Raw genomic sequence first — 14,531 nt, 5'->3', positions numbered from 1 at the left:
TAGTTTTAGGCCGATATCATCTCAATCTCTGGCAATCGCGGTGCGGCTGCGATCAGAGTTTGTGTGTAGGGGTGTTGTGGCGCTTCAAAGACCTGATTGGTCTCGCCCTGTTCAACGATCTGACCGGATTGCATCACCAACACGCGATCGGTGACGGTGCGCACAACGCTCAGGTCATGGCTGATGAATAGATAGGTCAGGTCGTAGGCGTCGCAAAGCTCGGCCAGCAGATCCAGGATTTGCGCTCGGACCGATACGTCCAACGCCGAGACAGCTTCGTCAAACAGGATCAATTCAGGTCGGATGATCAGCGCCCGCGCGATGGCAATCCGCTGACGCTGCCCGCCCGAGAACTCGTGAATGTACTTACCCGCGTCATCCGGGCTGAGGCCGACCGCTGTCAGCATCTCAGCGATCCGATCCTGACGGTCCGATCCAGTCGGCGGAGTATCTAGCAGATGGAAGGGTTCGGTGATCAGACGCGCAACACGGTGGCGCGGGTTGAAACTGCCAAAGGGGTCTTGGAAAACCACCTGCATCTTCCGGCGCACCGCAAGGTTGGGTTTGTGACCTGTGAACACAGGCTGCCCGTCCAGTCGAATCTGGCCCGATTGCACCTCTTCTAACCCCAAAATAGCCCGTGTTAGGGTCGATTTTCCGCAGCCAGACTCACCCACAAGCCCCAAACGCTCTCCTCGATTGAGGGTAAAGCTCACACCATCCACAGCCCTGTGATGAAGCGGCCTGTCAAACAAGCCCTTTCGGGGCAGGCGGTACGCGCGCACGACCTGGCTCACCTCCAGCAACGGCTGAGGCTGCGGTGGCTCTGGCAGCGTGACCTGATGGCCGGATGCCTCAAACAGCATACGGGTGTAGGGGTGCTGCATGTTGTGCATCAAATGATTGGTCGCGCCGCTTTCGACCACTTCGCCGTGACGCATGACGGTGATCTGGTCAGCCATATCCGCGACCACGGCCAGATCATGGGTGATCATCAGCAGACCCATGTCATATTCGCGCACCAGCCCCTTGAGCAAATCGAGGATCTGCGCCTGTGTGGTGACATCCAGCGCCGTTGTCGGCTCATCCGCGATCAACAGCTTGGGGCGCAGTGCAATGGCCATGGCGATCACCACACGCTGGCGCTGCCCACCAGACAGCTCATGTGGATAGCGGGACAAAGGGAATCGATCGGCAGGCAAACCGACGCGGGTCAGAACCTCTTGAGCGCGCACCCAGGCTTGAGAAGGAGGCATCGCCTTGTGGATCAGGATCGTTTCCATCACCTGATCGCCAATGGTTTTAACGGGGTTGAGCGCTGTCATCGGCTCTTGAAAAACCATTCCGATGGATGCGCCGCGCAAAGCACACATCTGGGCCTCGGACCGGGTCAGCAGATCTTTGCCCTCTAGTTGGAGCGAGCCGTCTACCTCTTCTCCGTTCGGAAGCAACTGCATCACTGCCAAGGCCGTCATGGATTTACCCGAACCGCTTTCACCCGTGACGGCGACGATCTGACCGTGATCGATGGACAGGTCGACCTGTTTCAGGATCGATGTCCCATGGATCGACAGTGACAGGTTCTTGATGCGCAACAAACTCATGCCCGCGCCACCCTGATCCGGGGATCCAGCCAATCCCGCAACCCGTCGCCCAGCAGGTTCAATCCCAAGACTGTGACGATGATCGCCACGCCTGGAATCAGAGCCAAATGCGGGGCAAAACTGACCATTGTCTGCGCATCCGCCAGCATTCTGCCCCAACTTGGCGTGGGCGGCTGTGCCCCCAGACCGACGTAGGACAGACCGGCCTCAGCCAAAATTCCAAGACTGAACTGAATGGTGCCCTGCACGATCAGCAGGTTGGCGACATTGGGCAGGATATGCTCGACCGATATCCGCGTTGCCCCTTTTCCCGACACGCGCGCGGCAAGGATGAACTCTCGCTCCCACAGCGACAGGGCCGCACCCCGGGTGATACGGGCAAAAACGGGGATGTTGAAAATGCCGATGGCAATGATGGCGTTAATCGCTCCGGCACCAAACACGGCGGTGATGAGGATGGCGATAACCAGCGAGGGGAAGGCAAAAACCAGATCGTTGCCGCGCATGATGACCTCATCCAACCACGATCCTTTGCGGGCCGCGGCTGTCAGGCCAAGCGGGACCCCCAGCGCCATACCGATCCCCACGGCCACCAAAGCCACCGCAATGGACGTGCGCGCACCAACCATGATCATCGAAAACATGTCACGCCCGAAGTGATCCGTACCGAACCAGTGCTGCGCATTTGGGGGCTGAAGCTTCTCTGGAATGCTCAAGGCCGAGTAATCATAGGGGGTCCAGACAAACGAAATCAGCGCGGCCAAAACCACCAGAGAAGACAAACAAGCGCCCAGAAACAGGTTGCGGCTCATGTCCTGCTCCTCAGCCTTGGGTCGACGGCGGCATAAGCCAGATCGACCAGAAAATTCACGGTGATTACGGCAAAGACCAGTAACATGACCACCGATTCAACGACGATGAGATCACGAGCCGAGATGGCCTGAAACACCAGCCGCCCAAGGCCAGGCAGGTAGAATACCTGTTCGATGATGATCGACCCGGCCAGCAGAAAGGAGAACTGCAAGCCGATGATGGTCAGCACCGGGATCAGCGCATTTCGCACCCCGTGCCGCCACAGCGCCTGACGTTGGGTCAACCCTTTGGCCCGGGCGGTGCGCATGAAATCCTCGCCCAGAATGTCCAGCAGAGCCGACCGCATAACGCGAGCGAGGATAGCCGCCTGTGGCAAGGCCAGTGCGATTGCGGGCAGGGTCAGCGAATGTAGTCCGGCCCACAACCCGTTGCTCCAACCGACAAACCCGCCTGCATTGAACCAGCGCAGGTTGATGGCGAAGATCAGCACAAGCATCATCGCAAACCAGAAATTGGGCACGGCAATGCCCAACTGAGTGGCGCCCATTACCGCCAGATCCCCCGGCTTGCCCCGGCGGGCGGCGGCGTAGATCCCGGCGGGAAACGCAATCAAGGTTGACAGAGTCAGCGCATAAAGTGCCAGCGGCAGCGACACCCAAAGCCGGTCTGCGATCATCTGGGACACCGGCGTGCGGTACGTGTAGGACGTACCAAAATCCCCCACCAGCATTCCGCCGACCCAGTTGAGGTACCGTTGCACTTTTGACCCGTCCAGGCCCAGCTCAGCCCGCAACGCTGCCAGCGTGTCTTCTTGCGCGTTCACGCCCAGCATGAACGAGGCCGGATCGCCCGGAGCGACCTCGATCACCGCAAAGATGACGACCGAGGCGACGGCCAAGCTGATCAACAGCGAAATCAGGCGTTTAAAGGCATAGCGGAGCATTGGCACCACGTTAGGGTCACATCAGGCGCGGGTCCAGCGTCTAAGGCACCAGAAGATAGGCGAAAACCGCGTAAGCCACGATTGCGGCATAGCCCAGAGGATAGATCCACTTGATCGCGTAATTGTCCAACGTCCGCGCTGTGCCTTCCCTTCCGGACACTTTGAGTTTCCGCAACGCCACATTGAACACAATCAAGGCCCCGGTCATCAGGAACATGCATTGCAGGACAAAATCCAGAAAGGTCAGATAGCCCAGCTTTGGCAAATCTGCCGAGATCGCCCAGTTGAATGCAACAAAGACCAGCAGATTGCCGCCCGCAATCTCGATCCTGCGGCGGTATTCATCCAGGAAAAACAGCGCCCAGCCAACCGAAATCAGAACCAGCATCGGCAAGAAAACCCGAATGACGTAGTAGGTCAGGTGCCGGTTACCTTCGAAAACAAGCGCGACCTGATCGCTTTCCCTGCCGGACAAACCTGTGACCTTGGTTGCTTCCAGACGTGCATTGTCCAAAATCCACTCTTCTTCCCCCAACAGATCGCCAAGTCCCGAGTATTCTTCAAGCGGGCGGTAGTTCACGTAGTTAGAGGGAAAGATTGATACGACTTCGAAGTGGAACTCCTGTGTGTCGAACGGGTATTTACGGAAATCAAAATGCGGTGCCTGTAATGTCAGCGAAGATTTCTCGACATAAACCACGCGCCCGTCATACCGCAGGGACGCAGCAGATTCGTGTATCCATTTGTTGGATTGCTGGTTGTGGATGACAAAGGCGGGCAAAACGGTGCCGATATCGGCGGCATGATCTGCCAGATCCGGCGGGTTGAACACCCGGATCTCGCGCCCGATCTCGGCACGATCAAATGCCAGCGCAGGATCCGTCCATTCGACCCGCAAAACCACAACGGCGCCGTAGTTTTCGGCCTTTTGATCGACGCTGGTGATCTGGTCGATGCGGATACCTATGCCAACGTCAAGCGGGTTTTCAGGCGTGCCGGTCAATGCATCCAGACGCCCACCCAATACGTTTTGCGCCAAGCCCCTGTCCGGCGCAATCGACGAAAGGCAAAGGGCCAGTAAAAGAAAACAAAAACCGCGATACAAGACCATTGCGAGAGACACACGAAAAGAGAGTGAGACCGGGGCCCTGCCAAAAAGCCCCGGTTCAGGCATTATTCAGACCAGCTGATCTGTGTCAGGTCGATCGCTGCTGTGGGGGCGTTTGCCCACAACCCCTGCACACCGGCCTTTGCGACGCCCAGCTTGGCCAATTGGAACAGATAGCCATTCACATAATCGGTTGAGATCAGACGCTGGGCCTCACCCAACAAACGGCTGCGTTCATCAGGATCGGTGGTGGCGTTCAGCGTATCCATCAGCGCCTGAAAATCGGAACTTTCATATTGGAAGTAGTAATCTGGCCGCGCATAGATTCCGATATCCATGGGTTCGGTATGGCTGACAATCGTCAGCCCAAAGTCCTTGCCCCTGAACACCGATTCCAGCCATTGCGCCCATTCGACATTGATGATCTCGGCCGTAATGCCGACCTCGGCCAGTTGCGCGGCAACGATTTCACCGCCCCGGCGTGCATAAGACGGTGGCGGCAGGTGTAGTGTAGTTTCGAACCCGTTCTCAAAACCGGCCTCGGCAAGCAGCGCCTTGGCCTGTTCCGGGTCATATGCGGACTCGCCGGTCAAATCGGCATAGGCCGGATGATGCGGTGCAAAATGGGTTCCAATCGGCGTGCCATAGCCAAACATCGCTCCATCGATAATCGCCTGCCGGTCGATGGCATGAGCTACGGCCTGCCGGACAAGAATGTCGTCAAACGGCGGCTGTTTGTTGTTGGTTGACAGGATCGTCTCGCCCTCGGTTGTACCGACCAGAACCTGAAAACGCGAATCGGCATCGAACTGCGGCAGGTTTTCCGGCGCCGGGAAGTTGTCGAATACGTCCACATCCTCGGCCATCATCGCGGCAAAAGCGGCGGTTGGATCCGAGATAAACTTGAAGGTTGCAGTCTCTAACGCGGGCTGATCGCCCCAATACTCGGGGTTGCGGTTCAGCGTGATGCTGTCGCCCTGCACCCAGTTGCCAAAGGTGTAGGCCCCGGTGCCGACCGGGTTGGTCTTGATGTTTTCGATGCTGTCGGGCGCGACAATGACCGCATCCCCCCAAGCCAGGTTGAACAGGAAATTGCCGTTTGGTTCCGAAAGAGTGACTTTGACAGTCAGTGGATCGACAACCTCAACGCTTTCAATCCCGGCAAACAGCGCCTTCTGGGCGTTCGCGCTGTCTTCGGCTGTGGCGCGATCAAGGGTGAACTTGACGTCCTCGGCATCCATGGTTGTGCCGTCATGGAAGGTCACACCATCGCGCAGCTTGAAGGTATAAACCGTACCATCGTCAGAAATCTCCCAGCTTTCAGCCAGGCCAGGCACGACCGAGCCATCGCCCATGAACCGGGTCAGACCTTCGAAAATGTTTGTATAGACCACCGAGTCGATGGCCTGTGCCGCGGCGCTGGTCGGGTCCAGATGCGGGGGTTCAAGCTGCATCGCGATGGTGATGTCCGATTTTGCAAAAGCCTGCGAGGCAAACAGGCTGACGCCTACCGCCAAGGTCGACGCAAATGTCCGAAACATGAATTTTGTCATGTGAACTCTCCCTACTGAAACTGGTTGCACCCTTGTTTTCAGGGCCATTTTGAGACCAGTTTTCCTGTAAACCTGAGGTCAATCAAGGGAATGTTCGCGCAACCGGGGTTTCTTTGGCCCTGTTCGGTCTGCTATGCCGCACTGCAACATAATACCTGCAGGAGCGACACATGAGCGCCACCGCCCGCAAGAAAGCCCCGAATGCCGAGGATATTCGCGCCCAAAAAGGCGGCGCGCCTTTGGTCTCGCTAACCGCCTATACCACGCCCATGGCACGTCTGATGGATGCGCATTGCGACTTTGTTCTGGTGGGCGACAGCGTCGGCATGGTGCTGCACGGGCTTGAATCCACGCTGGGCGTCACGATGGAGATGATGATCCTGCACGGTCAGGCTGTATCGCGCGGATTGGACAAGGCGATGATGGTCGTCGACATGCCGTTTGGCAGCTACGAACATTCTCCGGCCGATGCCTTCCGGAATGCCGCGCGCCTTATGGCGGAAACAGGTGCTGGGGCCGTGAAACTGGAAGGTGGCGTTGAGATGGCTGAAACTATCCGCTTTCTGGTCAAGCGCGGTATCCCCGTGATGGCGCATATCGGGCTGACCCCGCAATCGATCAACACGCTGGGTGGCTACAAGGTGCAGGGTCGTGCCGAGCAGGCAGAAGCCGTTATGGCAGATGCCCGCGCCGTGGCCGAGGCCGGTGCGTTTTCAGTCGTTCTGGAAAAAGTTCCCCAAGGACTGGCAGACCAGATCACCGAAGAGGTCGCGATCCCAACCATCGGAATCGGCGCATCCGCAGGCTGTGACGGGCAAATACTGGTCGTGGACGACATGGTTGGTTTTTTCACCGCCTTCAAACCCAAGTTTGTCAAACGCTATGCCGAGCTGGGCCCACTGGCCGAGGCTGCAATCGCGGAATACGCCGCCGAGGTGCGCTCACGGGCCTTCCCGGCAGACGAACATGTCTTTGCAGATCAGGCTCCGACCAAAGGGGCCAAAGCATGACCGCGCCGATTTTGCGGTCTCTGGCAGAGCTGCGCGCCAAAACCACTGAATGGCACCGCAATGGCGATGCGATCGGCGTGGTTCCGACCATGGGTGCGCTGCACGAAGGGCATTTGTCGCTGGCGCAGGCCGCAAAGGAAGGTTGTGACCGGGTCATCGTGACGATCTTTGTGAACCCCAAACAGTTCAACAACCCCGAAGATCTGGCAAATTACCCACGCACTGAACATGAAGACGCCAAAAAACTGGCCCCTTACGGCGTGGACGCGATCTATGTACCGGACCCGCAGGAAGTCTATCCTGACGGCTTTTCCACCACGGTTTCTGTCTCTGGCCTGACCGATATGATGGAAGGCCCTTTCCGTCCAGGCCATTTCGAGGGCGTAGCCACCGTTGTCGCCAAGCTGTTTCTCCAAACGCAAGCAGATCGAGCCTATTTCGGGGAAAAAGACTACCAACAGCTGCTGGTTGTCCGGCGCATGGCCCGTGATTTGGACATTCCAATCGAGGTGATCGGCTGCCCGACTGTGCGCGAGCCTTCTGGGCTGGCGATGTCGTCCCGCAACCTTCTGCTTTCCCCTGATGGGCTAAAAATCGCAGAACATATGAACAAGGTCATGCAACAGGTCGCACAAAACCTGGCAGAGGGCGGTGATTTCGCAACTCTGGCGCAAGATGCCAAAGCGCGCTTGCTGGCCGCCGGGTTTTCAGAGGTCGAATACGTGGACCTGCGCTGCGCCGAGACGCTGGAAAGCCTGCCCAGTGCCAGCAGGCCAGCCCGCCTGTTCGTAACTGCATGGGCCGATGGCGTTCGTCTGATCGATAATATCCCGGTTGATCCAGCCTGATTTCTGCTCTGGCCCCTGCGCCATTGTTTGCGCTAAAGTCCCGCGAAACGAGACCGGGGGAGAGCGGACATGACCTATATTCTGGCAATCGATCAGGGCACCACGTCCTCGCGCGCCATACTGTTTGATGCGCAAATGCAGCCGGTTGGCACCGCACAGCAAGAGTTCCCTCAGCACTTCCCGCAAGAAGGTTGGGTTGAACATGACCCCGAAGATATCTGGTCCAGTGTTTTGCACGTGTGCCGCGAGGTGATGGAAACCACCGGCATTTCCGCCGATCAGATCGCCGGGATCGGGATCACCAACCAGCGTGAGACGACCGTCGTCTGGGACAAACACACCGGCAAAGCGATCCACAACGCCATCGTCTGGCAGGACCGCCGCACCGCCGATATCTGCGCACGCTACAAACAGGCCGGGTGCGAGGATGACGTCACCGCCCAAACCGGATTGCTGCTGGACCCATATTTCTCGGGCACCAAGGTGAAATGGCTGTTGGATACCGTTTCGGGCGCGTGTGAGAGGGCCGATGCCGGAGAGTTGCTGTTTGGCACGATCGACAGTTTCCTGATCTGGCGACTGACCGAAGGCCGTGTCCATGCCACAGATGCCACCAATGCCGCCCGCACCCTTTTGTTTGACATCCACAAAGGCACATGGAGCGCCGAGATTTGCGACCTGCTGGATGTACCCCTGACCATCTTGCCTGACGTACTTGATTGCGCTGCGGATTTCGGCTCCACCACTTTATTCGGGGGCGACATTCCTATTTTGGGCGTTGCGGGAGACCAGCAGGCCGCCACAATCGGGCAGGCCTGTTTCCAGCCGGGCATGATGAAATCCACATATGGCACGGGCTGCTTTGCGTTGCTGAACACGGGCGCGCAGCCGGTTCAGTCGAAAAACCGCCTGTTGACGACCGTTGCCTATCAGTTGGATGGACAGCGCACCTATGCGCTGGAAGGATCGATCTTTATCGCCGGGGCAGCCGTGCAATGGCTGCGCGACGCACTGCAGATCATCGACTCGGCACCTCAAAGCGGTGATCTTGCCGCTCAGGCAGATCCGAACCAACATGTCATTCTTGTGCCTGCCTTTACCGGATTGGGCGCACCTTATTGGAAACCCGATTGCCGTGGCGCGATGTTCGGGTTGACCCGTGGCTCGGGCCGGGCCGAAATCGCGCGCGCCACGCTGGAAAGCATCGCATTCCAAACCCGTGACCTGTGGCATGCCATGCAGGGCGACTGGGGGGCAGACACCAATGTCATCTTGCGCGTCGACGGCGGGATGAGTGCGTCTGACTGGACCATGCAGGGCCTGTCGAACTGTCTGGGCGCGCCGGTGGATCGTCCGGTGATGCAGGAAACAACTGCATTGGGGGCCGCATGGCTGGCTGGCATGAAGGCCGGTGTTTATCCCGATCAAGATGGGTTTGCTGAAACATGGCGGCTGGACACACGGTTTGAGCCAAAAATGGCGCAGGACGACCGCGATGCGGCCTATGCCCGCTGGCAACGCGCAGTACAGGCCGCAATGGCGTTTTGATCCATAGAATTGTTTTCCGAAACATGTCTGCGCCGCTGGCGTGGGCTGACTTGCAACGCAATCCCTGCAGGAAACGCTATGACATCTTTTGAAGTCCTCACTCCTGACAACGCACCCGAAGACGCGAAGCCATTCCTGGACAAGGCCAAAGCAGACTACGGGGTGATTCCGAATTTGCAGGGCGTTATGGCGCTGTCCCCACAGTTGCTTAAGACCCACCTGGATTGTCTGGACGAGTTTGCCAAAACAACACTGACGGCGGCAGAGCAGCAAGTGGTGTATCTGACCGTGAATTTCGAGAACAACTGCGAGTATTGCGTCCCGTGGCACACAAAATTGGCGCGAATGGCCGGGCTGACGCCTGATGCTGTGGAAAGCCTGCGCTCTGGCGACACACTGCCCGACGAAAAGCTCAATGCGCTGCATGAATTCACCAAATCCATGGTACGCACCCGGGGCAGCATCGCGCCAGCCGACCTGAATAAATTTCTGGCCGCCGGATACACTCAGCAAAACGCGCTAGAGGTTGTTTTGGGCATCGCAAACAAGGTCGTCAGCAACTACACGGCCGCATTGACGGAAGTGCCGCTGGACAGCGCTGTGGAACGGTTCGAATGGCGAAAGCCTTCTTTAAGGGCAAGGCCATAGGGCATCACGGGCTGCTTGCCGACCTTTTCCGTAAGTGTAGGCGACGCAGCAGATTACACTCGGTCACACCAAGCCAGCGCGGTCTAACTGTGATCCTTCAAAAGCCGCTGCTTCTGACGTGACCAATCGCGCTTGGCCTGCGTCTCACGCTTGTCATGAATCTTTTTACCTTTGGCGATGCCGATTTTAATCTTCGCCCGACCCTTGTGGTTGAAATACAGGACCAGCGGCACCAGCGTCATCCCCTTGCGCTGCGTCGCATTCCACAGGTTCGACAATTCCTTGCGTGACACCAACAGCTTACGACGACGACGTTCTTCGTGCTTGAACACCTTGGCCTGCTCGTAAGGCGCAATATAGCTATTAATCAGCCACAGTTCCCCGTCGTCGACCGAAGCATAGCTTTCCGCAATGTTCGACCCGCCAGCACGCAGGGACTTGACCTCGGACCCTTCCAGTACAATACCGCACTCGATATCCTCTTCGATCGCGTAATCGAAGCGGGCGCGCCGGTTTTCGGCGATTACCTTGTAATTCGGGTCTGTCTTCTGCTTGGCCATGACGCGTTGATTTAGGCGGCTTGCGCCGACCTTGCAAGGCAGGGTTTTCCCAACTGCATCAGGATTTGGCAGAAATGATCAGATCAGGGCCAAAAATCGTGTCAGCATATTTGTGCAGATAGATCTTTAGCCATGGCGTGAAACGATCCGGGTGACGGGTTACTTCTGCCAGAAGATCATGATAGTCGATCCAGCGGATATCCATAACTTCGTCAGGGTTAGGGTCGATCTTTAGCTGCCCGCGAACATGGGCCAGAAAGACGTCGACAACTTCGTTTTCAACCATGTTGTTGCCGACATCCGCGTGGTACTCCAGACGGTGCCGGTATTCTGGATAGAGACCGGTTATCCCAAGCTCTTCACGCAAACGGCGCACCGCACAGGTCGACGAGCTTTCATCCCAATCCGGATGCGTGCAACAGGTATTCGCCCACAGGCCGGGCGTGTGGTATTTGCCCATTGCGCGACGTTGCAGCAGAATTTCCGTTCCGCGCACAACAAACACGGACACAGCCTTGTGCTTGAGCCCTTTTTCATGCGCTTCGAGCTTGTCCACAGGGGTCAATTCGCCGTCGACCCAGGCCGGGATCATGATTCCCATCTGTCCTCTCCTGCTGCCAGTCCATTTACCGGGCGGTTGTTGTGAGTTTAGCTGCCGCCGGATCGGTCTGGCTGTGCGACGGGTGGAAACCACCTGTCTGATACCAAAGTGGCCGTGATTTGCCCCGGCATCAATCGCACGAAAGGCCGCAGGGGCTGCGGCCTTTGGTCCTTGTGCTGTTGCACCTTGCGTTACGGCTTATTCGCCCGAAACGCTGACGATATAGGCATAGACGTCTTCGGCGCCTTTTTTCAGCTTGAAGGTCATTTTCGACTTGGCCGCAGTGTCATCCAGATAGGATTTCAGGAAAGCTTTGGGATCTTGCGAGTATTCGACAAAGGTCGTCTCGTCCCAAACCAGACCTTTTTCACCTGCAGCAACGATGCTGTCACCGTATTTGAAGCCCTCATATGTGCCAGCAGTGCGGCCAGCGATGCCATACAGGTTCGGGCCAGTCTTACCGCCTTTGACAATCACTTCGCCTTCCGGGTCAGCGATCAGGTGGCAGGACTTGCATTTGTTGAAGGCTTTCTTACCGGCTTCGGCATCGCCTTCAGCATAGGCGGGCAGGGCCAGAAGGCCGACAATTGCGGTAGCGAGGATGCGATTCATAGCTATTGCTCCGATACAAATTTGCTGCACCGAATGGACCTTCGGCGCAAAAAAGAGTCAACGCGCAGATTGCCGCGCAGGCCTACTGTGCCACTGCGACAAAAGGGATGTCCTTAACTTATGTCATGTACCCTGGACCAGCAGGGCAAAAGGTCGCCTGCGGCCGGAGTCGCCAGATAAACCGCCCGCGCAATGGCCCGTGCCAGACAAACCGAAGCAGCGTGACCAATCAGCCCCAGCTCCGCTTCGGTTGACAAGGGTCGCACACCGGTGCTGGTGGCAAACACCAGATCGCCGTCGCCCGGTGTATGGGCGGGCACAATTGCACGGGCAATGCCGTCATGGGCGGCAACGGCCATCCGCTGACATTGGGGCTTGGTCAAGGCTGCATCGGTTGCGACGACGGCAATGGTAGTATTTGTTTTGCTCGGGTCTGCGGATTTCATCGCCTGCGCCTTGCGGCTGGCCTGCGGCGCACCAAGAGCTGCATTGGGATCAGGCCCTAAACCACCGAACTCATCACCCATTTCAAACGATGCCGCCCAGAAGTGTTGATCCCCAGGTGTTGTCACACTGCCCAGCGGATTGGCGGCAACCAGCGCGCCAACAGTGACGCCACTGTCCAGAACACACGAAGCAGAGCCCAGCCCGCCCTTTTGCATCGCAGCCAAGGCTCCGGTGCCGGCGCCTGCTGAGCCGAGATCGAATTGGTCCGACGCTGCCTCGTACGCTGTGCGACCCAAGGCACGATAGGGGTTTTCAACCCAGTTTTTGTCACCACCGTTGAGCAAATCAAACAGGATCGCGCCCGGAACTATGGGCACAGTGACGTCGCCGACCGGATAACCCAGCCCCCTTTTGCGCAGCCCGTCTGAGACGCCGGAACAGGCATCCAGTCCAAAGGCAGAGCCGCCAGACAATACAATCGCATCCACATGTGTCACGGCTTTGTCTGGTGCAAGAAGATCGGTTTCGCGCGTCCCGGGTGCGCCCCCCATCACATGGACCGAAGCCACAAACGGAGCCTGCGCCGTCAAAACTGTCGCGCCGGATTTCAGCGTGTCGTCCTGCGCGTTGCCGACCATCAGGCCGGGGATATCGGTGATCAGGTTTTTGGGTCCGGGGGTCATTTTTTGCTTCGATGTTCAGGCCGAAAAGCGCGCAAGCGCGCTGCCTCCGGCGGAGGTATTTTTGGCCAGATGAAGAGCGGATCAGATGCAGCGGCCACCGTCAACCTCAAGCGCTGTACCCGTAATCATGCTGGCCTCGTCCGAGCAGAGGAAACAGGCAGCATTGGCCATGTCTTCTGGTGTGGAGAAGCGGCCCAGCGGGATGGTCGATAGGAATTTGGCGCGAATCTCGGGCGTGTCTTCGCCCATGAAGGATTTCAGCAGCGGTGTTTCTCCGGCAACCGGGCAGATCGCGTTTACACGCACACCGGTCGGGGCAAGTTCCACGGCCATGGTCTTGGTTGCCGTGATCATCCAGCCTTTTGAGGCGTTATACCAGTTCAGGTTGGGACGCGGGGATAACCCAGCCGTTGAGGCCACGTTCAGGATCGCACCTGCCCCGCGTGCTTTCATCGCCGGAACAAAGGCGCGGGCGGTCAGATAGACCGATTTCATGTTTACATTGAACACGCGGTCGAAATCGTCTTCGGCGACATCTTCGAGCGGGGTCGGCAAATGCGTGACACCTGCGTTGTTCACCAGAATGTCCAGATCTTCGAACTGACGCCTTGCGGTATCTGCCATGGCTTGAACCGAAGCCCCGTCTGCAACGTCAACCTGGTGTCCGATTGCCCGTTCTCCGAGTGTGTTCGCAAGATCCAGCGCCGCTTCGCCATTGATATCCGCGATCATGACGCGCGCGCCTTCGTCAAGGAATTTCTGCACGATCCCTGCGCCGAACCCGGATGCGCCACCGGTGACAATTGCGGTTTTTCCCTCCAGCCTCATGGCGTTGCCCTCCTGCCTATCAGGGGCAGAGTAACAACGCATCGAAAAGATGCCAGATCATTCTTCCGAGACCTTGCCCCGCAGTGCTTTGACGTCGCCGCGCGCCTTCTTGGCCGCCAACCTGCGCTTGACCGACCCGTAGGTCGGCTTGGTGGCAATGCGCCGTTTGGGTTTGACGAGCGCGCGGGTGATCAGTTCGGCCAGCCGAGCGCGCGCGATTTCACGGTTTCGGGCCTGAGAACGGGTTTCTTCACATTGGATGATGATTGCGCCCTCTTTGGTCCAGCGCCGCCCGGCCAGCCGTTTCAAGCGGCTCTTGACCGGATCCGGCAAAGAGGGGGAGCGCGTTGCTTCGAACCGCAGTTCAACAGCCGTGGAGACCTTGTTGACGTTCTGCCCACCGGGACCGGAAGAACGGACAAAGCTTTCGGTCATTTCCCAGTCTTGCAGGATGATATCGTCGGTGATGCGCAACATGGGCCCGACCTTACATGGCACGGGTGGAAACAGAAAGGGCCGCCCCTTTTGGGACGGCCCTTCGAAAGTTAAGGAGGTCGGGTCGGTTAGATCAATCGACCAGCCGGAGCGAACGCCCCGCCAAGGGCTGCCCTAGCAGGCTTTCCCCCCGGTTGTTCCGACACCTCTCTCCAATCTCTTTCTTGACACTGGATCACCTCCTTTTCTATCTGTTGCGGTTAACTTTGAGCCTGACACAAGATGCGCCA

15 protein-coding genes are annotated in these 14,531 nt (G+C 57.9%); 4 read left to right on the top strand and 11 right to left on the bottom strand.

What is annotated here, in order from left to right; all coding sequences use genetic code 11:
• Positions 1-5: 5 nt before the first annotated feature.
• The 5 genes from ACR3EH_RS11785 to ACR3EH_RS11765 all read right to left on the bottom strand — a co-directional run bounded on the left by ACR3EH_RS11785 (position 6) and on the right by ACR3EH_RS11765 (position 6,021).
• Complete coding sequence (locus tag ACR3EH_RS11785) at positions 6-1,604, bottom strand: ABC transporter ATP-binding protein (RefSeq protein ID WP_171184399.1); 1,599 nt, start codon at positions 1,602-1,604, stop codon at positions 6-8.
• A complete protein-coding gene (locus tag ACR3EH_RS11780; RefSeq protein WP_171184401.1) occupies positions 1,601-2,416 on the bottom strand; it encodes an ABC transporter permease in 816 nt (271 codons plus the stop codon). The genes ACR3EH_RS11785 and ACR3EH_RS11780 overlap by 4 nt, the downstream gene beginning before the upstream one ends.
• Positions 2,413-3,360: an ABC transporter permease gene (locus ACR3EH_RS11775; RefSeq protein WP_171184403.1), complete on the bottom strand. Its 948-nt coding sequence runs from the start codon at positions 3,358-3,360 to the stop codon at positions 2,413-2,415. The genes ACR3EH_RS11780 and ACR3EH_RS11775 overlap by 4 nt, the downstream gene beginning before the upstream one ends.
• 40 nt (positions 3,361-3,400) lie before the next feature.
• The gene (locus ACR3EH_RS11770; RefSeq protein WP_253746724.1) at positions 3,401-4,399 is read right to left on the bottom strand and encodes a ligand-gated ion channel; all 999 of its coding nucleotides are present in this window, start codon (positions 4,397-4,399) and stop codon (positions 3,401-3,403) included.
• 134 nt (positions 4,400-4,533) lie between these two features.
• Positions 4,534-6,021, bottom strand: coding sequence for an ABC transporter substrate-binding protein (locus tag ACR3EH_RS11765; RefSeq protein WP_171675828.1), 1,488 nt, complete (start codon positions 6,019-6,021; stop codon positions 4,534-4,536).
• A 170-nt stretch (positions 6,022-6,191) separates the two neighbouring features.
• Here ACR3EH_RS11765 and panB point away from each other — a divergent pair, with 170 nt between their 5' ends.
• The 4 genes from panB (at position 6,192) to ACR3EH_RS11745 (ending at position 10,075) form a co-directional block, all read left to right on the top strand.
• Positions 6,192-7,031: a 3-methyl-2-oxobutanoate hydroxymethyltransferase gene (panB, locus tag ACR3EH_RS11760; RefSeq protein ID WP_171184409.1), complete on the top strand. Its 840-nt coding sequence runs from the start codon at positions 6,192-6,194 to the stop codon at positions 7,029-7,031.
• Positions 7,028-7,879, top strand: coding sequence for a pantoate--beta-alanine ligase (panC, locus tag ACR3EH_RS11755; protein ID WP_171184411.1), 852 nt, complete (start codon positions 7,028-7,030; stop codon positions 7,877-7,879). Before panB ends, panC begins: the two co-directional genes overlap by 4 nt.
• A 69-nt stretch (positions 7,880-7,948) precedes the next feature.
• Positions 7,949-9,427, top strand: a complete 1,479-nt coding sequence (gene glpK, locus ACR3EH_RS11750) for a glycerol kinase GlpK (RefSeq protein ID WP_171184413.1) — start codon at positions 7,949-7,951, stop codon at positions 9,425-9,427.
• Positions 9,428-9,505: 78 nt separating this feature from the next.
• The gene (locus ACR3EH_RS11745) at positions 9,506-10,075 is read left to right on the top strand and encodes a carboxymuconolactone decarboxylase family protein (RefSeq protein ID WP_171184415.1); all 570 of its coding nucleotides are present in this window, start codon (positions 9,506-9,508) and stop codon (positions 10,073-10,075) included.
• A gap of 83 nt (positions 10,076-10,158) precedes the next feature.
• Here the strand turns inward: ACR3EH_RS11745 and smpB are convergent, their stop codons facing one another.
• The 6 genes from smpB to arfB form a co-directional block, all read right to left on the bottom strand.
• The gene (gene smpB, locus ACR3EH_RS11740) at positions 10,159-10,635 is read right to left on the bottom strand and encodes an SsrA-binding protein SmpB (protein ID WP_171093124.1); all 477 of its coding nucleotides are present in this window, start codon (positions 10,633-10,635) and stop codon (positions 10,159-10,161) included.
• Between the two features lie 58 nt (positions 10,636-10,693).
• The gene (gene idi, locus ACR3EH_RS11735; protein WP_171184417.1) at positions 10,694-11,236 is read right to left on the bottom strand and encodes an isopentenyl-diphosphate Delta-isomerase; all 543 of its coding nucleotides are present in this window, start codon (positions 11,234-11,236) and stop codon (positions 10,694-10,696) included.
• A gap of 198 nt (positions 11,237-11,434) precedes the next feature.
• On the bottom strand, positions 11,435-11,848 hold the full coding sequence (locus ACR3EH_RS11730; protein ID WP_171093120.1) for a c-type cytochrome: 414 nt from the start codon (positions 11,846-11,848) through the stop codon (positions 11,435-11,437).
• Positions 11,849-11,961: 113 nt separating this feature from the next.
• Positions 11,962-12,978, bottom strand: coding sequence for a P1 family peptidase (locus tag ACR3EH_RS11725; protein ID WP_171184421.1), 1,017 nt, complete (start codon positions 12,976-12,978; stop codon positions 11,962-11,964).
• A gap of 81 nt (positions 12,979-13,059) precedes the next feature.
• Entirely contained in the window at positions 13,060-13,806 is a 747-nt protein-coding gene (locus ACR3EH_RS11720; protein WP_171184423.1) for an SDR family oxidoreductase, read from the bottom strand.
• Between the two features lie 57 nt (positions 13,807-13,863).
• A complete protein-coding gene (gene arfB, locus ACR3EH_RS11715) occupies positions 13,864-14,283 on the bottom strand; it encodes an alternative ribosome rescue aminoacyl-tRNA hydrolase ArfB (protein WP_171184425.1) in 420 nt (139 codons plus the stop codon).
• Between the last annotated feature and the right edge of the window lie 248 nt (positions 14,284-14,531).

This window comes from Ruegeria sp. BG7, assembly GCF_056535685.1.
The sequence above is the reverse complement of the archived record's forward strand: the minus strand, read 5'-3'. Positions and strand labels throughout refer to the sequence as shown.